This is a genomic window from Alphaproteobacteria bacterium (assembly GCA_035625915.1).
Taxonomy (GTDB): domain Bacteria; phylum Pseudomonadota; class Alphaproteobacteria; order JACZXZ01; family JACZXZ01; genus DATDHA01.
On the sequence record DASPOR010000122.1, the window covers coordinates 41,303 to 61,505 of the forward strand.

At 61.9% G+C, this 20,203-nt stretch carries 20 protein-coding genes and 2 tRNA genes; 8 read left to right on the forward strand and 14 right to left on the reverse strand.

The features are described 5' to 3' along the window. Positions 1 to 13: 13 nt before the first annotated feature. From rpsA to aroA, 3 genes are all read right to left on the reverse strand, one after another. Complete coding sequence (gene rpsA / locus VEJ16_10190; protein HYB10030.1) at positions 14 to 1,774, reverse strand: 30S ribosomal protein S1; 1,761 nt, start codon at positions 1,772 to 1,774, stop codon at positions 14 to 16. 143 nt (positions 1,775 to 1,917) lie between these two features. Then, positions 1,918 to 2,577, reverse strand: coding sequence for a (d)CMP kinase (gene cmk, locus VEJ16_10195; protein HYB10031.1), 660 nt, complete (start codon positions 2,575 to 2,577; stop codon positions 1,918 to 1,920). Next, positions 2,574 to 3,914 carry a 3-phosphoshikimate 1-carboxyvinyltransferase gene (gene aroA, locus VEJ16_10200; protein HYB10032.1) on the reverse strand — a complete coding sequence of 447 codons (1,341 nt, stop codon included), beginning with the start codon at positions 3,912 to 3,914 and terminating at the stop codon, positions 2,574 to 2,576. The genes cmk and aroA overlap by 4 nt, the downstream gene beginning before the upstream one ends. Before the next feature lie 257 nt (positions 3,915 to 4,171). Between aroA and VEJ16_10205 the strand changes: the two genes are divergently transcribed. Beyond that, the gene (locus VEJ16_10205; GenBank protein HYB10033.1) at positions 4,172 to 4,510 is read left to right on the forward strand and encodes a TIGR02300 family protein; all 339 of its coding nucleotides are present in this window, start codon (positions 4,172 to 4,174) and stop codon (positions 4,508 to 4,510) included. A 176-nt stretch (positions 4,511 to 4,686) separates the two neighbouring features. Next, positions 4,687 to 4,762 (forward strand) — tRNA-Ala (locus VEJ16_10210). Positions 4,763 to 4,921: 159 nt separating this feature from the next. On the opposite strand, the gene VEJ16_10215 is transcribed toward VEJ16_10210, so the two are convergent. After that, a complete protein-coding gene (locus tag VEJ16_10215) occupies positions 4,922 to 5,143 on the reverse strand; it encodes a hypothetical protein (protein ID HYB10034.1) in 222 nt (73 codons plus the stop codon). Between the two features lie 377 nt (positions 5,144 to 5,520). Beyond that, entirely contained in the window at positions 5,521 to 6,021 is a 501-nt protein-coding gene (locus VEJ16_10220) for a GreA/GreB family elongation factor (protein ID HYB10035.1), read from the reverse strand. 293 nt (positions 6,022 to 6,314) lie between these two features. On the opposite strand from VEJ16_10220, the gene VEJ16_10225 reads away from it, so the two are divergent. The 3 genes from VEJ16_10225 to VEJ16_10235 all read left to right on the forward strand — a co-directional run bounded on the left by VEJ16_10225 (position 6,315) and on the right by VEJ16_10235 (position 9,053). After that, the gene (locus VEJ16_10225) at positions 6,315 to 8,063 is read left to right on the forward strand and encodes a thiamine pyrophosphate-requiring protein (GenBank protein ID HYB10036.1); all 1,749 of its coding nucleotides are present in this window, start codon (positions 6,315 to 6,317) and stop codon (positions 8,061 to 8,063) included. A gap of 205 nt (positions 8,064 to 8,268) precedes the next feature. Next, complete coding sequence (locus VEJ16_10230) at positions 8,269 to 8,766, forward strand: Hsp20 family protein (GenBank protein HYB10037.1); 498 nt, start codon at positions 8,269 to 8,271, stop codon at positions 8,764 to 8,766. Positions 8,767 to 8,834: 68 nt separating this feature from the next. Beyond that, positions 8,835 to 9,053, forward strand: a complete 219-nt coding sequence (locus VEJ16_10235; protein ID HYB10038.1) for a DUF1150 family protein — start codon at positions 8,835 to 8,837, stop codon at positions 9,051 to 9,053. Between the two features lie 167 nt (positions 9,054 to 9,220). Here the strand turns inward: VEJ16_10235 and ptsN are convergent, their stop codons facing one another. From ptsN to VEJ16_10280, 9 genes are all read right to left on the reverse strand, one after another. After that, positions 9,221 to 9,685, reverse strand: a complete 465-nt coding sequence (gene ptsN / locus VEJ16_10240) for a PTS IIA-like nitrogen regulatory protein PtsN (protein HYB10039.1) — start codon at positions 9,683 to 9,685, stop codon at positions 9,221 to 9,223. Next, positions 9,675 to 10,292 carry a ribosome-associated translation inhibitor RaiA gene (raiA, locus tag VEJ16_10245; GenBank protein ID HYB10040.1) on the reverse strand — a complete coding sequence of 206 codons (618 nt, stop codon included), beginning with the start codon at positions 10,290 to 10,292 and terminating at the stop codon, positions 9,675 to 9,677. Before raiA ends, ptsN begins: the two co-directional genes overlap by 11 nt. 143 nt (positions 10,293 to 10,435) lie before the next feature. Next, entirely contained in the window at positions 10,436 to 12,013 is a 1,578-nt protein-coding gene (rpoN, locus tag VEJ16_10250) for an RNA polymerase factor sigma-54 (GenBank protein ID HYB10041.1), read from the reverse strand. A gap of 11 nt (positions 12,014 to 12,024) precedes the next feature. Continuing rightward, positions 12,025 to 12,777 carry an LPS export ABC transporter ATP-binding protein gene (gene lptB, locus VEJ16_10255; GenBank protein HYB10042.1) on the reverse strand — a complete coding sequence of 251 codons (753 nt, stop codon included), beginning with the start codon at positions 12,775 to 12,777 and terminating at the stop codon, positions 12,025 to 12,027. Between the two features lie 60 nt (positions 12,778 to 12,837). Further along, positions 12,838 to 13,944, reverse strand: coding sequence for an LptA/OstA family protein (locus tag VEJ16_10260; protein HYB10043.1), 1,107 nt, complete (start codon positions 13,942 to 13,944; stop codon positions 12,838 to 12,840). A 2-nt stretch (positions 13,945 to 13,946) separates the two neighbouring features. Next, positions 13,947 to 14,642, reverse strand: coding sequence for an LPS export ABC transporter periplasmic protein LptC (gene lptC / locus VEJ16_10265; GenBank protein ID HYB10044.1), 696 nt, complete (start codon positions 14,640 to 14,642; stop codon positions 13,947 to 13,949). Positions 14,643 to 14,662: 20 nt separating this feature from the next. Beyond that, complete coding sequence (locus tag VEJ16_10270; protein ID HYB10045.1) at positions 14,663 to 15,724, reverse strand: KpsF/GutQ family sugar-phosphate isomerase; 1,062 nt, start codon at positions 15,722 to 15,724, stop codon at positions 14,663 to 14,665. 99 nt (positions 15,725 to 15,823) lie between these two features. Beyond that, positions 15,824 to 16,444, reverse strand: coding sequence for a ribonuclease H-like domain-containing protein (locus tag VEJ16_10275; protein ID HYB10046.1), 621 nt, complete (start codon positions 16,442 to 16,444; stop codon positions 15,824 to 15,826). A 41-nt stretch (positions 16,445 to 16,485) separates the two neighbouring features. Further along, positions 16,486 to 16,572 (reverse strand) — tRNA-Leu (locus VEJ16_10280). Positions 16,573 to 16,861: 289 nt separating this feature from the next. Here VEJ16_10280 and VEJ16_10285 point away from each other — a divergent pair. The 3 genes from VEJ16_10285 to VEJ16_10295 all read left to right on the forward strand — a co-directional run. Continuing rightward, positions 16,862 to 17,875 carry a complex I NDUFA9 subunit family protein gene (locus VEJ16_10285; protein ID HYB10047.1) on the forward strand — a complete coding sequence of 338 codons (1,014 nt, stop codon included), beginning with the start codon at positions 16,862 to 16,864 and terminating at the stop codon, positions 17,873 to 17,875. Positions 17,876 to 18,321: 446 nt separating this feature from the next. Next, on the forward strand, positions 18,322 to 19,764 hold the full coding sequence (locus tag VEJ16_10290) for an NAD(P)-dependent oxidoreductase (GenBank protein HYB10048.1): 1,443 nt from the start codon (positions 18,322 to 18,324) through the stop codon (positions 19,762 to 19,764). A gap of 5 nt (positions 19,765 to 19,769) precedes the next feature. After that, a partial coding sequence (locus tag VEJ16_10295; GenBank protein ID HYB10049.1) for a glutathione S-transferase occupies positions 19,770 to 20,203 on the forward strand: 434 nt, incomplete at its 3' end.

Genomic DNA, 20,203 nt, shown 5'->3' on the forward strand with positions numbered 1-20,203 from the left:
GGATGTCGGCGACTTACTTCTCCTCGCCACTCTCCGAGCCGTTTGCGCTTTCATCCTCGCTTTCGGCCTTGGCCTTCTTGGCCTTGCTCGCACGGGTGAGGGCGGCACCGAGAATGTCGCCGAGCGATGCACCGCTGTCGGATGAACCGAACTGCGCCATCGCCTGCTTGTCCTCCTCGATCTCCCGCGATTTGATCGAGAGCGAGTAGCGACGGGTGGAACGATCGACGCTGATTACCTTTGCATCCACCTTCTCGCCAACCGCGAATCGATCGGGGCGCTGATCGACACGGTCGCGCGACAGCTCGGCCTTGCGGATGAAGCCGGTGGCGCCATCCGCAACCGTGACTTCGATGCCGTTGTCGAGGACCTTGGTGACGGTGCAGGTGACCACGTCGCCTTTCTTGATCGAGGTCGCCGTGCGCTCGAAAGGATCGTCGGTGAGCTGCTTGATGCCGAGGGAAATACGCTCCTTTTCCACGTCGACGTCGAGGACTTTGATCTTCGTATTGTCGCCCTTCTTGTAATCCTTGATGGCTTCTTCGCCAGGGCGGTCCCAGGCAAGATCGGAAAGGTGCACCATGCCGTCGATGTCGCCGGGCAGGCCGACGAATAGGCCGAACTCGGTGATGTTCTTGATCTCACCCTCGAGCTCGGTGCCGATCGGAAACTTCTCGACAAAGCCCGCCCAAGGATTCTCCATGCACTGCTTGAGGCCGAGCGAAATGCGGCGCTTCTGCGGATCGACATCGAGCACCATCACCTCGACCTCTTGGCTCGTCGAGACGATCTTGCCGGGATGCACGTTCTTTTTCGTCCAGCTCATTTCGGAGACGTGAACGAGTCCTTCGATCCCTGCCTCGAGTTCCACGAAGGCGCCGTAATCGGCGATGTTGGTGACGCGGCCCTTGAACTTGGCTCCGACCGGATACTTGGCGGCCACCCCTTCCCACGGGTCCGCCTCGAGCTGCTTCATGCCGAGGGAGATGCGCTGGGTCTCCGAATTGAAGCGGATCACCTGCACATCGACCGTCTGGCCGATGTGAAGCGCTTCGGAGGGATGGTTGATGCGACGCCATGCGATGTCGGTCACGTGGAGCAGGCCGTCGACGCCGCCGAGATCCACGAAGGCGCCGTAGTCGGTGATGTTCTTTACGACTCCCTTCAGAACCTGGCCTTCCTTGAGATTGGCGACAAGCTCGGTCCGCGCCTCAGCCCGAGTCTCCTCGAGGACAGCTCTCCGCGAGACGACGATGTTGCCGCGCTGGCGGTCCATCTTCAGGATCTGGAAGGGCTGGGGTTGGCCCATGAGCGGCGAGACGTCGCGCACCGGGCGGATATCCACCTGGCTTCCGGGTAGAAAGGCAACCGCACCGTTCAGGTCGACCGTGAAGCCACCCTTCACGCGGCCGAAGATAACGCCGTTGACGCGTTGATTTTCCTTGAAGGCTTTCTCGAGTGCGGTCCAGGACTCCTCGCGCCGCGCCTTCTCTCGGCTCAGGACCGCTTCGCCGTTCTTGTCCTCGATACGCTCGACATAAACGTCGATCGTGTCGCCCGGCTGCACCTTGGCGCCTGGGCCATGGCCGAATTCCTTGAGCGGGATGCGGCCCTCTGCCTTGAGACCGACATCGATGATTGCGTAATCGCCCTCTACCCCGACCACCCGTCCCTTCACGACGGCGTGTTCGAATGATTCGGTTGTGCGAAGGCTCTCCTCAAGAAGGGATGAAAAATTTTCCTCGCTTTGGGCGAGGGCAGTGGCTTCAGACATCGATAACTCCAATCGTTTGTCGTTTCCGGCCAGCCGGTTGAATCCGGTGGTCTTTGCCCAGTTGCGATATGCGCTTCAGAGCCCTTCCTACAAGCGGGCCCCGGCACCGATGTCCTCGAGGGATGCTGACCATGCCATCTCGGTCAGGTGAGCCGGCTGCCGATCCTGGTCAGGATGAGGTTGACCGCTACGTCGAAAGCCTGATCCGCGTCGAGCGCACTCGTATCCAGCACGTAAGCATCGGGTGCTGGCTTGAGCGGGGCGGCCGCGCGCGCAGAATCCCGCGCATCGCGCTCCTTCAGGTCCTCAAGGACGCGCGCATATATAATGGTTTCGCCCCGCGCGATCAACTCTTTATGCCGCCGCTCGGCGCGCACTTCGGGACTTGCGGTTACGAAAATCTTAACGTCCGCGCTCGGGCAAATGATCGTTCCAATATCCCGCCCGTCCAACACCGCCCCCTTTTTCCGCCCCGGTGGGTGGTGAGCAAAGCGGCGTTGCAGGCCGAGAAGGGCGGCACGGACCTCGGCGAGGGCGGCAACCTGGGAGGCTGCTTTGCTTACCTCATCGCTTCTGAGGGCTTCCGCCAGGGCTGGGTCCTCGAGATCGCTCAGCGCGAGTTCGCGGGCTGCCGCCGTGGCTGTTTCGACGATGGCAGGGTTACCACCCTTGGCCAGCACTTTGTGCCCGACCGCGCGATAGAGAAGGCCCGTATCGAGAAAGGCCAAGTCGAAGCGGTTCGCAATGCGCCGGGCCAGGGTCCCTTTGCCCGACGCCGCCGGTCCGTCAACCGCGACGATCATGACGCCTCGATCTGCGAGATGGCTGCGCCAAGCCCGTTCATGAGATCGACGAACCCCGGAAAGCTCGTGTCGATCATCCTACCGTCGTCGACCGCGATCGGGGCTTTGGCGGCGAGGCCGAGCACCAGAAATGCCATCGCGATACGATGATCCATATGGGTTGCAACGCTGCCGCCGCCAGGAACGGGGCCGGCGCAGCCGTGGACGATCAGGCTTTCGCCTTGGATTTCCACCTTGACGCCGTTTGCGACAAGGCCGGCGGCAATCGCGGCAAGCCTGTCGCTTTCCTTGACGCGCAGCTCCCCGAGGCCATCGAAGCGCGAAACGCCGTGGGCCACGGCTGCCGCAACGGCAAGGATCGGGTATTCGTCGATCATGGACGGTGCGCGAGCTGCGGGAACGTGCACGGCCTTGAGCTTGTTCGCATTGACGACGACAATGTCGGCAGTGGGCTCACCCGCCTCCTCGCGGAGAGGGTCGACACGAAAGGCCGCACCCATTTCGGAAAGACTGGCGAGCAGGCCCGCGCGGAGGGTATTCACCCCCACCCCTTTCAAAACCACATCCGAGCCCGGAACCAAAAGTGCCGCTACCAATGGAAATGCCGCCGACGAAATGTCGGCGGGAACCTTTACCACCTGCGGCCTAAGCTCGGGCTGTCCGGTAAGCTGGATCGCGCGGGAGCCGTCGTCGCGCTCCCCGACCTCGATATTGGCGCCGAAGGCGCGGAGCATCCGTTCGGTATGGTCGCGCGTCGCCTGCTGTTCGATCACGGTGGTCGTTCCCGGTGCATTGAGCCCCGCAAGCAGGATCGCGGATTTCACCTGCGCCGAAGGCACGGGCACGCGATAGGTGATCGGTAGCGGCTCCGTCGTGCCGATCACGGCGAGCGGCATTCGCACGCCCGTGCGCGCGGCGACGCGTGCGCCCATGCGCTCCAGCGGCTCGCCGACCCGGCCCATCGGCCTCCGGCAAAGCGAGGCGTCGCCTGTAAAGAACGTCACGAACGGATGGCTCGCAACGACACCCATGAGAAGCCGTGCCGCTGTGCCGGAGTTGCCCATGTCCAGCACGCGCGAAGCCTCACCGAGGCCCCCGACCCCGACGCCGTTGACGTGCCAGGAGACTTCCTCATCGTTGCGGGAAATTTCGGCGCCGAGGGCGCGGAGGGCTTCCGCCGTGTGAAGCACGTCATCGCCCTCGAGCAAGCCGTGCACCACGGTTTTGCCGACGGTCGACGCACCGATAATCAGGGCGCGATGCGAAATCGATTTATCGCCCGGCAATGAGGGCGAACCTTTGAGTGGTGCTTTGGCGTCAGCAATCGGCTTCGAGATGAGCGATCTCACGTGTCCTCTTTCGCAATTTCCAGTCGATGCACTGCACTTAAGCTTCCTGAGGCAGTCCGTAGCATAAACGACGGGAATCGGCAAAGTACGGGCGCCTTGGTCGGTCGCGATGACCGGACCGGCCCGCACCGCCTCAAAGAAGGGGGGTCAGCCGCGGTCGCCGAACCGGCCTCCTTTTCCTTTTGACAGGGCTTTTGGAAAGTGGCATTGGCACCCCTTTGCTGACCACATGCAGGAGATTGCCGGTGTCGAAACCGGAATGGGGAACCAAGCGGAATTGCCAAAGCTGCGGCGCGCGGTTTTACGACATGCGACGCAGCCCGATCGAATGTCCGAAATGCGGCACAATATTCGATCCCGAAACCCTCGTGAAGGCGCGCCGGCCGCGGGCGGTCGCGGCACCCGTTGTCGTGGCCCCGATCCCGGCCGCCGAGCCCGAACTCGCCGAGGAAGGCGAGGCGGGCACGCCGGTCCCGGAAGGCGAGGAAGAGGAAGTCATCGAGGATGCGTCGGAACTTGGGGAGGACGAGGACGACGTCGCCGAAGTGATCGAAAACGTCGAGGAGGAGGAGGGCGAGCGGTAAGCGCGCTCCCTGGCTCGGCGCCACTCGGAGGTCGGGAGATCGGGACTAGCCGCCGAGGGCTCGGCATGCTGGTCGAGCGAAGTTTTTTCTTGCGCGGGCTCGCCGCGGCCACATATTTTCCCCGCTTCGCACGCCGGGCGACGGATTGGGCGCGATTCGAAGAGACGGATTCAGACGGGGCCGTAGCTCAGTTGGGAGAGCGCTTGAATGGCATTCAAGAGGTCAGGGGTTCGACTCCCCTCGGCTCCACCAATCTCCGGTGGGTCAGGAACCTGACGCGCGTCACTTTGGCGCACGGCGCAGACGCGTCGCACACCCGGGTCGGTTCCGATTGATCTCACACATCGATCTTGCTTGAACGGGGCGAGCCAAGCTTCGTGGCGGCGACAAGGGCCTTTTGGGCGGCCCTGCTCAGCGTGTACGGCCAGATTTGCGCGGCGAGCGCTTGATCTCGTAGGTCACCGTGTGGGAGCGGCCTCGGGTAAGACTCTGATGGATTTGGCCTGCGCCAGCACTATGAGCGCGCGGCGATGGATTGCGCCAAGTCTGGCTCAGTCGCTCTGCCGCGGCCGCAATTTCCTCGTCCGTCGGCATTCGCTCGTGCGTGTCGCTGGGGTTCTCTTTTTTGCGCATCAATTCGCCGTTGCTCGGGTTTGCATGGGGGTGCCGGTCATCCTGTCGGGGAAGAAAGCGCCGTGGAGGTCGTTCCTTCGATTGCAGGGGCGTCCGGGTATCTGCGGCTCATTCAAATCTTGCGTCCGAGCGGCTAAGGGCGCCTACCGAACGTCCATTGCCGCGGCACAGGATGGCGGTCAATTCCCGTGTCGATCTTCGATTGTGCGCGGCGATACTTAATAAATGGTTGCTTCATGAATCGTCACCTTTGAAAAACGCTTGCGTCCGGTCGAGCTATTCAGCGCGGATTTGGCGCTCGACGCGCAGAGGTGGGTGCATACGACTTGCTGTATCCAGGCCGCCCCTGGCAGGACCATCCGCCCGATCCTGAACGATTATGCTTCGGGGTATTCGATCGAGGTGATTTCGAGCGTGGTGTCCCCCGCGGGCCTTCGCCAGGTCACGGTGTCGCCCACCCGCTGTCCGAGAAGTGCCCCTGCAAGCGGCGATTTCACATTGATGAGTCCCCGCACTGGATCGGCCTCCGTCTCACCGACCAGCGTGTAGGTATGCGACTTGCCGTCCTCGTCTTCGACGGTGACGCGTGCGCCGAATGCAATCGTATCCGGATGCTGCGCGGGATCGATCACGACCGCAGCCGCTCGCTGCTGCTCCAGAATGCGTAATTCGCGCATCGCGCGCGCATAGGCAAGCCTTTCGTCGGGCGAGGTCGCGTCGCGCAGTCGCGCTACGTTCGCATGCGCCTCCGCGAGCCGCGTCTCGAGTCGCGCGAGCCCAGCCGGCGACAAAAGGACAGGCCCCTCGATCGACGGCAGATTGAGCTGTTCGTCGGTGAGGCGATCCTCATCGGGCTCTTTCGTAAACGCGCGACTCACAACATCCTCCTTCCCCGGGGGAAATTGCCCCGGGGCCGTCCCCTAGCTTCCACCCGCGCCCATTCCCCCGTCAATGCGCGTCTTGGCATTGACTGCCGCACCACTCGCAGTCAACTGCAGCACGACCATGCATTGCCTGTGCCGCATTCGATCGAATTCATGTTGCGAGGGTGCATCAGCCTACCATAAAGATTGCAAGCGCCGTGAATTCAATCAAAATGCCTCGGCAAGACACGTGAAGCGAGCAACGGCACTGAGTTTATCGCGCCGAGTGACGTGGGAGGGCTTCGATCGTGACGGAAAGAAGCAAGCCAGGGCACGACAATATTGGGCCAACCGTGGCCGAGGCCTATCTGCGGCATCTCGGCGAGAGGGGCATCGAATACATTCTCGCGAACGCGGGGACCGATTTTCCACCGATCATCGAGGCGCTGACCCGTGCTGCCGAGGAGGCCACGCCTACGCCGAAGGCTTTGGCAATACCTCACGAGAATCTGGCGATTGCAATGGCTCATGGCCATACGATGGTGTCGGGCCGGCCACAAACCGTGATGCTGCACGTGAACGTCGGCACGGCGAATGCGATCTGCGGCCTCCTCAACGCGGCACGAGAACGGATTCCAATGATGGTCGCGACCGGCCGCACACCCTTCACGGATGCCGGCCACGAAGGTTCGCGCAGCCTCTATATCCATTGGGGGCAGGAGATGTTCGATCAGGCGGCCATGCTGCGCGAGATCGTCAAGTGGGACTATGAACTGAAGCTGCCCGATCAGGTGGGCCAAGCCGTCGAACGCGCCTTCGCTCTCGCCGAGAGCGAGCCCAAGGGTCCCGTTTATCTGACGCTGCCGCGCGAAACGCTCGCCGCACACTTACCGGCGGACTACGGTAAAGCGCATCGCGCCCAAGCGTCGGCGCGGCCCGCCGCACCCGAAAAAGATGCAATCGCGGAGGCCGCAACCTTGCTTGCAAAGGCGGAGCGGCCGGTCATCATCACGTCGAGCGTTGGGCGCGACTTTGGCGCGGTACGGGCACTTGAGTCCATCGCCGAGCGGTTTGCGCTGCCGGTCGTGTGCCATATACCGAAGACCTATTGCCTGTCGACGGCGCACAAGATGCATTTCGGCTTCGATCCCGCACCCTTCCTCGCAGAGGCGGATGTCGTCATCGTCATCGAATGTGACGTGCCTTGGGTTCCATCGCGTGCAGCACCTCGCGCCGATGCGAGGATTGTTCATATCGGCGCCGATCCGCTGTTCGGTCGATATCCGATGCGCACATTTCCCGCAGATCTGGCGCTCACGGGCGATGCGCGCACGGCACTCGAGATGCTGGAGTCAGCCCTTGAGGTAAAGGGTGCTGTCCTCAAATCGAAAGTGGATGCGCGTCGGCCGAGATTGGCCGCAAAGCGCAAGGCGATGCGCGAGAAGATCGAAGAAGACCTGACGCGATTCTCACGCGAGACGCCGATTCATCCCGCGGCCGTAAGCCGCGCGATCGACCGCGTGCGCGGCGAGGATGGCATCCTTGTCAACGAGCTCGGTGTGCTCGTCGACTTCATGCATTTCACCAAACCCGGCACCTATTTCTCCTCGAGTTCCGCGGGTGGCTTAGGTTGGGGCCTCGGTGCAGCCCTCGGTGCCAAACTCGCATCGCCCGAACGCCTGGTGATCGCCGCGATCGGTGACGGCTCATACATGTTCGGTAATCCCACGCCGGCCCATTACATATCGCGCGCTCACGACCTGCCGATCCTCTATGTCGTGATGAACAATGCGGGCTGGGCGGCCGTGCGGAAAGCAACCGAAACGATGTATCCCGACGGCCGAAGCCTGCGCGCCAACCGCATGCCGCTTTCGACCCTCGAGCCCTCGCCTGCATTTGAAAAGGTCGTCGAGGCGTCGGGCGGCTATGGCGAACGCGTCGAAACGCTGGAGGATTTGGCGCCCGCCTTCGAACGCGCGATGCACGCCATCAAGGTCGAGAAGCGTCAAGCGCTCCTCAACGTGAACTGCGGTGTTCCCGCCGTGCGCAATTTCTAGAGTGCAATGCAACGCCATTATTCGAATTTCAGTCGACCCGATTGTCGATAATTCGCCGCGGCTCGGTGCGGTCATTAGCCCTCCTTGATTGGGTCGCGTCGCATGCCCAGATAATACGGTGTGACGGCGCCATGCCGGCCGCCACAGGGGCGCCCGAAAGGGGCCCGGATGATGGCACTTCGCTCGCCGACGAGGAGGTTGCAGGATGTCCCGCCTGACGCTTTTCAACAGTCCGCTCTTGCTCGGCTTCGACCATTTCGAGGAGGCTCTCGAGCGGGTTTCGAAGGCCGCGGCGGATGGTTATCCGCCTTACAATATCGAGCAATGCGAAGAGGATGGTCTGCGCATTACGCTTGCGGTGGCGGGCTTCACCGAAGGCGAGCTCGCGATCCAGCTCGAGGACAATCAACTTGTCATTCGCGGCAAGCAGATCGAGGACGAGCGCGACCGCGTCTTCCTCCATCGCGGGATCGCGGCACGACAGTTCCAACGTAGTTTTATCCTTGCCGATGGCATCGAGGTGGTGCGGGCCTATCTGGATAACGGCCTGCTTCACGTCGAGTTGCGGCGCCCGCCCGCGGCGAGTCGAATTCGTCAGATCAAGATCGACTCTGCAAAATCCGACACGCCGAACAAGCGTCAAAATCGGAAGGTGGAGACGATTGAGGCGCCCGCCGCGAGAATCGAGACCCGAGGAGCGTGAAGTGCGAAAAATCAGGGATGGAGGACGCCGGCGCTTATGATGGGGCCGCGAGAGATTAGAGAACGACCATGAGCGACATGATCAACGATATCCGACACTTGTCTTCCCGGGAATTTTTTGCCCTCGGGGTGCAGAACATCGCCTATGTAAAGGAAGTGGTCGAAGACGGTGTAACCGCCTTTGCAATTCATGCGGCAGATGGTTCCCGCCTGGGACTTGCCAAAACGCGCGATCTTGCTATTGCCGCCTTGAAGCAGCACGACCTCGAACCGCTCAGCGTGCATTGATTTTCCGGATTTATCGGGGATATCTGCGCCGCTCAAGGGGCGATGGCGCACCTCGCTCCGCGGTCGAGCGAATCGCGCGCGACAATGAGTGAAACTTTTTGCATCGTCGCTTGCGGCATGCACATGTGCCGCCGCCGCGGCGAAGCCTCATTTCCTGGCTGACGGTTTCAGGCGGCCCTGCTCGCGGTCGCGTCGGTTAGAAGCGCATAGAGCGCTTCCGCCGTGTCGGAGCCGCGCAGCTTTTCGCAAATACCGCGGTCGCGCAAAAGGCGTGAAATGCGGGCGAGTGCCTTCAGATGGTCTGCGCCGGCCTGGTCGGGGGCGAGGAGCAGGAAAATGAGATCGACGGGTTGTTCGTCGATTGCTTCGAAATTAATCGGCGTTTCAAGGCGCGCGAAAAGTCCATAAAGCCGGTCGAGATTGGCGAGCTTTCCGTGCGGAATTGCAATGCCGTTTCCGACACCGGTGGTGCCCAAACGCTCGCGCTCGATGAGCACTTCGAAAATCCGCCGCTCCGGCACGCTCGTCAACTCGGCGGCGCGCTTGGCGAGCTCCTGAAGTGCCTGCTTCTTGCTCGTTACTTTCAAGTGCGGCACGACGCTTTGCAGGGTGATCAGATTATTAATTTCCATCTTTACTCCTCTGCCGCGGCGACTTGACATTCGCCGCCGCGGGGTCGACCCAGCCGATATTTCCATCCGGCCGTCGGTAGACCATGTTAAGCCCTCCATGCGCAATATTGCGGAACAGCATGGCGGGAAGTTCCGCGAGATCGAGACGCATCACGGCCTCGCCCACGGTCATCGTGTCGATCGCGGTCGTAAGCTCGGCGATGACGACTGGCTTGTCGCCATTGGTAAGATCCTCCTCGCGATCATCGTCCCTTCCCGCCGCCAGGACGTATTGCTGGGCCACCAGCGAAGCCTCGGCCTGGTCCTGTCGCTTGTGGTGGTCGCGCAAGCGCCGCTTGTACCGCCGCAAACGCTTGGCGACACGCTCCGCCGCGGTATCGAACGCCGGATAGGGCTCGGCCGCATCCGAATGCGCCTGCACCATGATGTTGTGCCCAACGCGGACCGCAATGTCGGCGCGATAAAGGTGCGCGTGACGCGACAACACGACGTGAGCGTCGAGCGCGTTGCCAAAGTATTTGTCGACCGCCGCCGCAAGGGTCGTCTCGACATGGCTCCGCAGCGCATCGCCGACGTCGAGCTGCTTGCCTGATACGGAAACCTGCATGGTCGATCTGTTCCGCGCAATCCGCCCGGTCAAACACTCACGCGTCGGCCCACCCGCGTGGGGGCCTGATATCGAGGCGCCGGACCATAGTGAGACCGTGAACCCAAGTCAAGCGCACCTCCCCTTCTCACACAAGTCTTTCATTATTCTGCCGATTTCAGCCGCCGGCGCTGCACCGAGGAAGGAATTCGCAATGCTTCCCGATACTTGGCGACAGTGCGGCGCGCGATATCGACGCCGTCCTTGTTAAGGATTTCCACGATGCGATCATCCGAGAGAACCTCATCCGGCTTCTCGGCATCGATGAGCGTCTTGATGCGGTGCCGCACCGCCTCGGCAGAGTGCGCCGCCCCGCCCTCCGAACTCGCGATCGACGAGGTGAAGAAATACTTGAGCTCGAACATGCCACGCGGCGTCGACATATATTTATTGGTGGTGACACGGCTGACCGTGCTCTCGTGCATTTCTATGGCGTCGGCGATGTCTCGCAAGACCAGTGGCTTGAGAAATTGCACGCCATAGGCGAAGAAATCATCCTGCTGACGCACGATCTCGCTCGCGACCTTGAGAATTGTGGTCGCGCGCTGGTGCAGCGACTTGACGAGCCAGTTGGCCGATTGAAAGCGCTCGGAAAGATAGTCTTTCTCGTCCTTGTTTTTGATCTCCTTGTTGACGCGCGCGTAATACTGCAAGTTCACGAGTACGCGCGGGAGCGTGTCATTGTTGAGTTCGATCTGCCATCCCCCGTCGGGATGGGGGCGCATGATGACATCGGGTGTTACCGGTTGCGCCACGATATTGTCGAATGCCAGGCCGGGCTTGGGATTGAGCGCCTTGATCTCGGCCATCATCTCGACGAGATCTTCCTGGTTCACGTCGCAAAGCTTGCGCAAGGCGGCCATGTCGCGCTTACCGAGTACGTCGAGATGGTCGAGCAGCTTCGCCATGCAAGGATCAAAGCGGCCGCGATCACGGAGCTGGAGGGCCAGGCATTCCTTTAGGTCGCGCGCGAAGATGCCGGGCGGATCGAGTTGCTGGAGCCGAAGGAGTGTCGCCTCCACCCGCTCGGCGCCGCAGCCGAGCTGCTGCGCGACCGACTCGAGCTCGGCGCTAAGGTAGCCCGCCTCGTCGAGCAGATCCACAAGGTGCACGCCGATCATGCGGTCGACCGGATCGGTCAAATCCATGTTGAGCTGCTCGACCAGGTAGTCTCGCAAACTGACCGTATCGGTGAGCGTCTGTTCGAGATTGAAGCTTGGATCGTCAAAGCTGCCGCCACGCCCGTTGCCCCAACTCGATCCCCCGTCGGGTAGGGGGCCGGCGATCTCCGCGGCGCTCGATTCTTCCCAAAGATTTTCATACTCGGTGTCGAGTGGGGCGTCGTTCTTCGACCCGAGCGAGGTCTCGTTAGCGAGTTCAGCCGTATCGCGTTGCGTTACGTCGAGGGATTCGCCAGGCTCGCCGTCATCCTCGGCGCTCTCCGAGCCGGCGGCGCCGATGCCATTCTCCTCTGCCGCTTCGGCCGACGGCGATTCGCCGCTTGCAATCGCGTCCTCAGTCGGCTCGACGCGCTCGAGCAGCGGATTCTGCTCGATCTCCTGCTCGACGAAGGCCGCGAGCTCGAGGTTCGACATCTGCAGCAGCTTGATTGCCTGCTGCAATTGCGGCGTCATCACCAGCGATTGCGTTAGTCGCTGATCGAGACGCGTGGTGATCGCCATGACGCCGGCCTTCAGAGGCTAAAGCGTTCGCCAAGATAGACGCGTCGTACGTCTTCGTGCGCCACGATCTCGTCGGGCTTGCCCTCCATCAGCACCTGACCGTTATGGATGATGTACGCTCGGTCGACGATATCGAGGGTCTCGCGCACGTTGTGATCCGTGATAAGCACGCCGATGCCGCGATCCTTGAGATGCGACACGAGGTCCCGGATGTCGCTGAGTGCTATGGGATCGATGCCGGCCAGCGGCTCATCCAGCAGGATGAAGTGCGGCTGGGAGGCAAGGGCCCGCGCAATCTCGCAGCGCCGTCGTTCGCCGCCGGAAAGGGCTAGTGCCGGCGCGCGCCGCAAATGCGTGATCGAAAATTCGGCGAGCAGGTCGTCGAGCATGATTTCGCGCTTGTCGCGATCCTGTTCCACGACTTCAAGTACGGCGCGGATGTTCTGTTCGACCGAAAGGCCGCGAAAGATCGACGGCTCTTGGGGCAGATAGCCGATCCCGAGACGCGCACGCCGATACATCGGCAAGTCCGTGATGTCTTGGCTGTCGAGCAGGATACTGCCGTAATCGGCGGAAATGAGTCCGGTTATGATATAAAAGCACGTCGTCTTACCCGCACCGTTGGGGCCGAGCAATCCGACCGCCTCGCCGCGCTGGACAAAAATGCTGACGTTGCGCACGACAGGACGCTTTTTGAAGCGTTTTCCGAGGTTCCTGGCCTGAAGACCCGAATTGTCCGCGACGAGCCGCGGACGAGGCGGCACTTCGCCGAACGCCGGTGTCCGAACTATTTCGCTGCGTCCGTCGCTCACGCGCTCCACCTCCTAATTATCCTTACTCGCAGACGGTTTGCTGGCTGGCTTGCCGCCCGACGCAGCACCCGAGGAGGACGAGTCCTGTCCGGTCCCATTGTCGTCGGGCGGTTTGGGCACCAGCAGACCTCGCACTCTATCTTCCTTGGCGCAGGTGAACAGCCGGCTGATCCCCGTATTCGTGTTCACCTCCGCGCATTCACCGTTCAGCTGATCCTGACCGCGCGTGATTTTAACCTGTCCCTTGAGGATTGCGATACCGCTATCAAGGTTATAGTCGCCGTAGAGCGCACGTGCGGTTGCATTCGGGGACGTGATCACAACATTTCCGAACGCCTCGATATTGCTCATCTGGAGGTTACCTTTGGCGTCGGGCTTGAAATGGGCCTCCATGACATTGGCGCGGACCGATTTATCCTCTTGAATCGCGGTGGCGTCGCCACGCGCGACGGCGTATTGGCGGTGTTGCCAATACTCCAAGCTGTCCCTCGCGGTGATGCGCGCCTTGGGTGTATCAAGCTCGGGTTTTTGACCGGTTAACACAAAAATCGCGTTGTCGACGTCGTAGACCGCGCGGTCGCCGACGGCGGTGTCCGTCGCAGTCGTGATCTTGACGGCGCCATTGGCTTCGAGCCGCCAGACGTCCGACCCACCCGTGTCGGTCTTGCGATAATAGGCCTGGAGGATATCGCCATAAACCGTTACGTCACCGCGCTTTGCCTTGGCATTGCCACGTGCGATATAGAGCTGCTTTTGTTGCTGCCACTCAATACCCTGCTCCGCTTCGACGGCGACCGGCTCGCCATTCTTGCCGCCCGAGAGGCCAAGAACACCCTGATCGGGTGCTGGCTCTGCGCCAACAGCCTTGCCCGTGTCCTGAGATTTGCCCGTATTCTGGTCCTGAGCTTTGGGTTGAGCCGGCGGCGTACTCGGCGCTGGGCCGGTAACCGAAGCAGGCGGCGCATCGGGAAGCGCTTGCTCGGAGGGTGCTTGACTTGTGCCGCTGCTGCCGGCGGTTGACTTCGCCCCTTGCGCAAGTGCTGAAGTACCCGGAAGGGCAAGTGCCGCCGAGAGCGAAAGCGACAAGATGACGGCGAGATGAGGCAGGCGCGCGCGCATTTTCATCCACCAAGTGGATTGGTATCGCCCGCATGCGGCCGAAGATTGAGGTGAGCCTTGCCCGTGAAAATGACGCGATCGCCCTTGTCGTAGATCCGGAACCCCTCCGCCGTGACTTCGCCCGATGGGCCTTGGCCTTCGACGGGATCGTCGCCTTCGGCCGTGTTCTTGACGAAGTCGATATGGGCCGAGAGCGTGCGGAAGGCGTAGCCGTCGTCGCGATAGAGGTTGACATTGCCGATAAGGTCGAGCTGCTGATCCGCCTCGCGATACGCGCCGAAGTCGGATCGGAGCGTCACCCAAGCGCCACGTGAGAGCGTGATGTCGGCTTGCGGCTGCTCGAGGTCCCACACGTCCGAATTGGGGTTTTTTTTGGTCGAGGACTGCGCCGTGACGGTGTAGGGCTCCCCTTGCTTGTCGGTACCTTGGTAGCGCGGATTGGTCAGACGCTGCTTCTCCACGTCGTCCTGGGTGATGTTCGCCACGCCGACCACGATCTCATGCTCGTGCTTTCGGAACTCAGGCCAAACGATCACCATGATGACGAGCGCAAGCCCCACCGCCGGCAGGACCATTTTCATGGCCCCCACGAAGGAGCTGTAATTCGATCCGGCGAGCTCGGCACGCACGCGCGGCGCCTGGATCCGCATGCGCGTGCGTTTCTCGACCGTCGGATTGGTACCCTTGGCTTGCGCCATTCGCTGGTTTTCTCCGAAGCTCAGCTTACGCCTGCGCGAAGGCAATCGTGGATGTTGAGGATGCCGACCGGCCGACCGTCCTCGACCACGAAAAGACAACCGATCCCCAGATTGTCGATCCCGCGCGAATTCATCAGGTTGAGCGCTTCGACCGCGAGTGCTCGCGGACGGATCGTCTGCGGGCCGTGGGTCATGACGTCACCGACCCGCTTTTCGAGGAGTGCGCCTCCCATATGACGTCGCAGGTCGCCGTCCGTCACGATCCCGATGAGCTTCCCCGCGTCGTCGATGACGCCGACGCAGCCGAAATGCTTCGCGGTCATGACGAGGAGCGCCTCCGACATGGAAGTCTCGGGCCGCGTTACGGGAATCTGATCGCCGACATGCATGATGTCGGACACGCGTAACAGGCGGCGGCCGAGCGAGCCGCCGGGATGGAGCACCTGATAATCGTCCGCGGAAAATCCGCGACGCTCGAGCAGCGCAATCGCGATTGCGTCGCCGAGTGCGAGCATCGCCGTCGTCGAGGTGGTCGGCGCCAAGCCTAGCGGACAAGCCTCCGGCACGTTCGGCACCAAGAGTGCTACATCCGCTGCCTCCGCGAGAGCACTTTGTGCGCGGCCTGTGATTGCGACGAGCGGGATCGCAAATCGGCGCGTGTAGGCGACAAGATCTCCAAGCTCGTTCGTCTCGCCAGAGTTGGAGAGTGCCAGTACGGCGTCGTCGCGCGTGATCATGCCAAGATCGCCGTGACTTGCCTCGGCGGGATGGACGAAAAGCGCTGGCGTTCCGGTGGAAGCGAAAGTCGCCGCGATCTTGCGCGCGATGTGCCCGCTTTTTCCCATGCCGCTCACGACCACGCGGCCGGCAACCGCTTGAAGCCGATCGAGTGCCGCGACAAAAGCACCGTCGAGGCCGGCAATGAGACCGTCGAGCGCTGCCGCCTCAAGGCGCAGAAGCCGGGTGGCGGCGGCCAAGTCGGCATTGTCGCGCGAAGCGACGGCTGCCCGTGCGCCCTGGGGCTCTCCAACTTTGGCGCCAGAGCCGACGGACGAACGCTCTGGAGCTGCCTCAGGTCGCATCCGCTGCCCCCGCATACCTTTGTAAATTCTCACGGATTCTCGATATCCCCAATATGCGCTCCGTTGCCGGTCACGTCAATCCGAGTTGGAAAGTGCTGTTCAGTGCGCAAAAATGTCCGGTTCCTGCCAGCCGCCCAAATCAAGGTCTGCACGCACGGGCAAAAAAGCGAAGCAGGCCTCGGCGAGATCGCGCCGACCCTCCCGATCGAGGAGAGCGTCGAGCCGTTCCCGGAGCGCGTGCAAGTACAATACGTCGGACGCCGCGTATTCCAGTTGCTCGCCGGTCAGCTTCTCGGCCCCCCAATCGGATATTTGCTGCTGCTTATTCAGCTCGACCCCTAAGAGTTCGCGGCAAAGATCCTTGAGGCTGTGCCTGTCCGTGAAAGTCCTGATAAGTTTCGATGCGACCTTCGTGCAATAGACTGGGCGGCAGCTAACACCGAGATGCGCCCGTAGTGTCGCCAGATCGAAGCGCGCGAAGTGGAACAGCTTGGTCACCTTCGGATCCGCCAAGAGGGCTGTCAGATTGGGGGCCTCGTATTCGCCGCGGGCGAACTGCACCAAATGACAGTTCCCATCCCCCGCCGAGAGCTGAACGAGGCAAAGTCGGTCACGATGCGGGTTGAGGCCCATCGTCTCGGTGTCCACCGCGACCACAGCGCCAAAGGCGAGCCCGGCGGGAAGGTCGCCGCGATGAAGCTTGATCTGATGTGCTTTCATGTCCCTCGACGCCGCCCAATGCCGGTGTCGGTTGCGTGCAATGGTGCCCAGGAGAAGACTCGAACTTCCACGACCTCGCGGCCACAGGTACCTGAAACCTGCGCGTCTACCAATTCCGCCACCTGGGCGTTGGATCGGCACGAATCTTGCGGGCACTGCCTATCCCGGCCCAAGTCCGATGTCAACGTCGAAGCTGCAATTTCCACTCAAATGCGGAACGAACTTGTCGCCATCCGCGCCGCATTTCCAGCGTCCCGCCCCTCCTTTGCGCCGACGATGGTGGATGGAGCCGGTGTTCTTGCGACAAGCCGCCGGACTCGTTAAGAACCATTGGACCGACGATGGTTTCACATCTCTAATCGGTCGACGAGTGTGGCGAATCCGAAATCCACCACACGAGCGAAGGGGAGCTAGGTCATGGCAATTCGCCGCACCACGATCTTTGGCGGGTCGGGATTCATAGGCCGCCATCTCGTGCGGCGCCTCGCGGCTCACGGCGAGATCCTCCGGATCGCCGTGCGCGATCCGGCAAACGCACAATACCTCAAGCCTATGGGCGACGTGGCACAAATCGTGCCGATGATGGTTGACGTGCGCGACGAGGCTGCGGTCAGGGTCGCGGTCGAGGGCGCTGATTCGGTCATCAATCTTGTCGGCATCCTGTTCGAGCGTGGCCGCCAGAGTTTTGATGAAATTCACGCAAGGGCGCCGGGACGCATTGCCCGTCTCGCGGCTGAGGCCGGTGTGAAGCGCCTTGTTCACGTGTCGGCCATCGGGGCGGATCCGGACTCACCGGCGCGCTATGCGCGCACGAAGGCGGCGGGAGAACAGGCTGCGCGCGAGGCGATGCAAACAGCGACGATCGTACGCCCGAGCATCGTTTTCGGGCCGGAGGACGAATTTTTCAATCGCTTCGGGGCACTTGCGCGCTGGCTGCCGGCACTACCGGTGTTCGGTGCGGCCCCGCGGCTCGAAAAATTCGCCGAGGGCGGGGCGCGCTTCGAGCTTTTGGGTGCTGGCGGCGTGCGTTTCCAGCCGGTCTATGTCGGCGACGTGGCGGAGGCGATCGTGCGCATACTCGAGGACCGAGGGACCGAAGGGAAGATTTATGAATTGGGCGGGCCGCGCGTTTATAGTTTTGCCGAGATCATGCAGCTCGTGCTGAGAGCGACGGACCGTAAGCGCTGGCTCTTGCCGCTGCCGTTGAAGGTTGCTGAAATTCAAGCCGCCATCCTGAGCCTGCTGCCTCTTCCGAAGCCACTCCTCACCCGCGACCAGGTGCTGCTCATGGAACGCGACAATGTCGTCTCCCAAGGAGCGCTCGGTCTCTCGGCACTTGGCATCGCGCCCACCGCCGTCGAGGCGGTGCTTCCGGATTACATGGATATCCACCGGCGCGGCGGGCGATATCGACATTCCCGCCTCGCTTGAGCGCAAGGGAAACCGCGCGGTTAGGCCCTCGTTCGAACCGCTCCGCGACCAGTCCGACTTCGTTCGGCACGGGATGGTGTTGAATCCCGGGCAGGCCCCGCATGGCCACACCGTTTTCGACCGATGGCGTTCCAAAGATTATTCCCGAACAACATCTTAACCGGCAAAAATCGTCAGATGGTTCCAAATCGGAACTATCTTTTCTTGCGTCATTTTCCCCTTCGGCTAAATTCAGATTGATTGACGCAGCTTTAGAGAAAATAGATCAGCGGCTCTGACCTATTACAAGAAAATCCCGCCCATACTGGGCGAGAGAGGCTCGCAGTCGGTCGCTGGGTTCAGATGCCCAACCGGGTGCGTTTTTGGGGTGTGGCCAAAAGGAGGCCCCTGGCCTTCCAAGCCGAACTTCGAAGTCTCGCACGCTTCGACGCGCCGTGGGGATTGCGATGCCGCGTAACCAGCTCAAGTTTGTCGATGTCGAAAAGCAGATGCCCGACAAGCGGGATGCGCAAGCGCGTCGCCACGATTTTCGGGAAATCTTTGCCGAATTCGACGAGGGGCGCGCCAAGGAGCAGGCGAGCCGGTGCTCCCAATGCGGCGTGCCATTCTGTCAGGTCCATTGCCCGCTTCATAACAATATTCCGGACTGGCTGATGCTGACCTCGGAGGGTCGGCTCGAAGAGGCTTACGAGACTGCTTCGGCGACCAACAACATGCCCGAAGTCTGCGGGCGAATTTGCCCACAGGATCGCCTCTGCGAAGGCAACTGCGTCATCGAGAAAGGCTTTCATGCGGTCACCATCGGCGGGGTCGAGAAATACATCACGGAGGCCGCTTTCGCGAACGGCTGGGTCAGGCCGCCACGCCCGCCGCGAGAGCTTACGCAATCCGTGGGCGTCATCGGTGCCGGGCCCGGCGGGCTCGCGGCTGCCGAGCAGCTTCGCCGCAAGGGCTATCAGGTCCAAGTCTACGATCGTTACGACCGGATCGGGGGGCTTCTCGTCTACGGCATCCCGAACTTCAAGCTCGAGAAAAGTGTCGTGGCGCGGCGTGCAGCGCTGCTGCAGGAGGGAGGTGTTGCGTTTCATCTCAACTGCGAAGTCGGCAAGGACATCGTGATCGAGGAACTGCGCGAGCGCCATGCCGCGGTCATCATCGCGACGGGTGTTTACAAAGGGCGCGACATTGCGGCCCCCGGGGTCGGGCTCGGCAATATCGTGGCGGCCCTCGACTACCTCACCGCGAGCAACCGCCAGGGCCTTGGCGACCGCGTGCCGCAGTTCGAAGACGGCACGCTCGACGCGTCGGGCAAGAACGTGGTCGTCGTGGGCGGCGGCGACACGGCGATGGATTGCGTGCGCACGGCGGTGCGCCAGGGGGCCAAGTCCGTCAAGTGCCTCTATCGCCGTAACCGCACCAACATGCCGGGATCGCAGCGCGAGGTGCAACACGCCGAGGAAGAGGGTGTCGAGTTCGTGTGGCTTTCAGCACCGGAAGCGTTCCTCGGGCGCGGTGTGGTGCGCGGCGTGCGCACCGTGCGGATGCGGCTCGGTGTCGCCGACACATCCGGCCGGCAGGTGCCCCAGCCGATCGAAGGTTCCCATTTCACGATCGACGCCGAACTCGTCATCAAGGCTCTCGGCTTCGACCCGGAGGATATCCGCACGGAGCTCGGCATGCCCGAGCTCGAAGTGTCGCGCTGGGGAACGGTCAAGATCGACTACAAGACGATGATGACGAACCTCGACGGTGTGTTCGCCGTGGGCGACATCGTGCGCGGGGCCTCGCTCGTGGTCTGGGCGATCCGGGACGGGCGCGACGCGGCCGAAAGTGTTCATCGCTACCTCAAATCCAAAGCCGCGACCGGCATTGCCGCAGCGGCGGAGTAACGACCATGCTACGACTTTATGACAATCTTACTTCGGGCAATGGCTACAAGGTTCGGCTGCTATTGACGGCCCTCGGCATTCCTTTCGAGCGGGTCGAGCTCGACGTCGATCGAAGCGAGACGCGCACGCCCGAATTTCTCGCGAAGAATCCCAATGGGCGCATCCCGGTTCTTGAGGTCGCCCCCGGCGATTACCTCGCGGAATCGAACGCGATCCTCTGTTACCTTGCCGACGGCACACCCTATCTTCCGCAAGGTCGGCGTGCGCGTGCCGCGGTCATGCAATGGCTCTTTTTCGAGCAGTACAGCCACGAGCCGAATATCGCGACCCTTCGCTACTGGATCACGCACAATGTGCTCACGCCTGAGCGTGCTGCAATGCTGGAATCGAAGCGTACCGCTGGTTATGCGGCACTCCACGTGATGGAACGCCAGCTCGA

Bases quoted from the DNA above. Each gene is read 5' to 3' on its own strand.
- rpoN (HYB10041.1), bottom strand. From the start codon at position 12,013: ATGGCGATCACCACGCGTCTCGATCAGCGACTAACGCAATCGCTGGTG.
- ptsN (HYB10039.1), bottom strand. From the start codon at position 9,685: ATGGAAATTAATAATCTGATCACCCTGCAAAGCGTCGTGCCGCACTTG.
- VEJ16_10235 (HYB10038.1), top strand. From the start codon at position 8,835: ATGAGCGACATGATCAACGATATCCGACACTTGTCTTCCCGGGAATTT.
- rpsA (HYB10030.1), bottom strand. From the start codon at position 1,774: ATGTCTGAAGCCACTGCCCTCGCCCAAAGCGAGGAAAATTTTTCATCC.
- cmk (HYB10031.1), bottom strand. From the start codon at position 2,577: ATGATCGTCGCGGTTGACGGACCGGCGGCGTCGGGCAAAGGGACCCTG.
- VEJ16_10275 (HYB10046.1), bottom strand. From the start codon at position 16,444: ATGAAAGCACATCAGATCAAGCTTCATCGCGGCGACCTTCCCGCCGGG.
- lptC (HYB10044.1), bottom strand. From the start codon at position 14,642: ATGGCGCAAGCCAAGGGTACCAATCCGACGGTCGAGAAACGCACGCGC.
- VEJ16_10270 (HYB10045.1), bottom strand. From the start codon at position 15,724: ATGCGACCTGAGGCAGCTCCAGAGCGTTCGTCCGTCGGCTCTGGCGCC.
- VEJ16_10290 (HYB10048.1), top strand. From the start codon at position 18,322: ATGCCGCGTAACCAGCTCAAGTTTGTCGATGTCGAAAAGCAGATGCCC.
- VEJ16_10230 (HYB10037.1), top strand. From the start codon at position 8,269: ATGTCCCGCCTGACGCTTTTCAACAGTCCGCTCTTGCTCGGCTTCGAC.
- VEJ16_10285 (HYB10047.1), top strand. From the start codon at position 16,862: ATGGCAATTCGCCGCACCACGATCTTTGGCGGGTCGGGATTCATAGGC.
- VEJ16_10215 (HYB10034.1), bottom strand. From the start codon at position 5,143: ATGCGCAAAAAAGAGAACCCCAGCGACACGCACGAGCGAATGCCGACG.
- raiA (HYB10040.1), bottom strand. From the start codon at position 10,292: ATGCAGGTTTCCGTATCAGGCAAGCAGCTCGACGTCGGCGATGCGCTG.
- VEJ16_10260 (HYB10043.1), bottom strand. From the start codon at position 13,944: ATGCGCGCGCGCCTGCCTCATCTCGCCGTCATCTTGTCGCTTTCGCTC.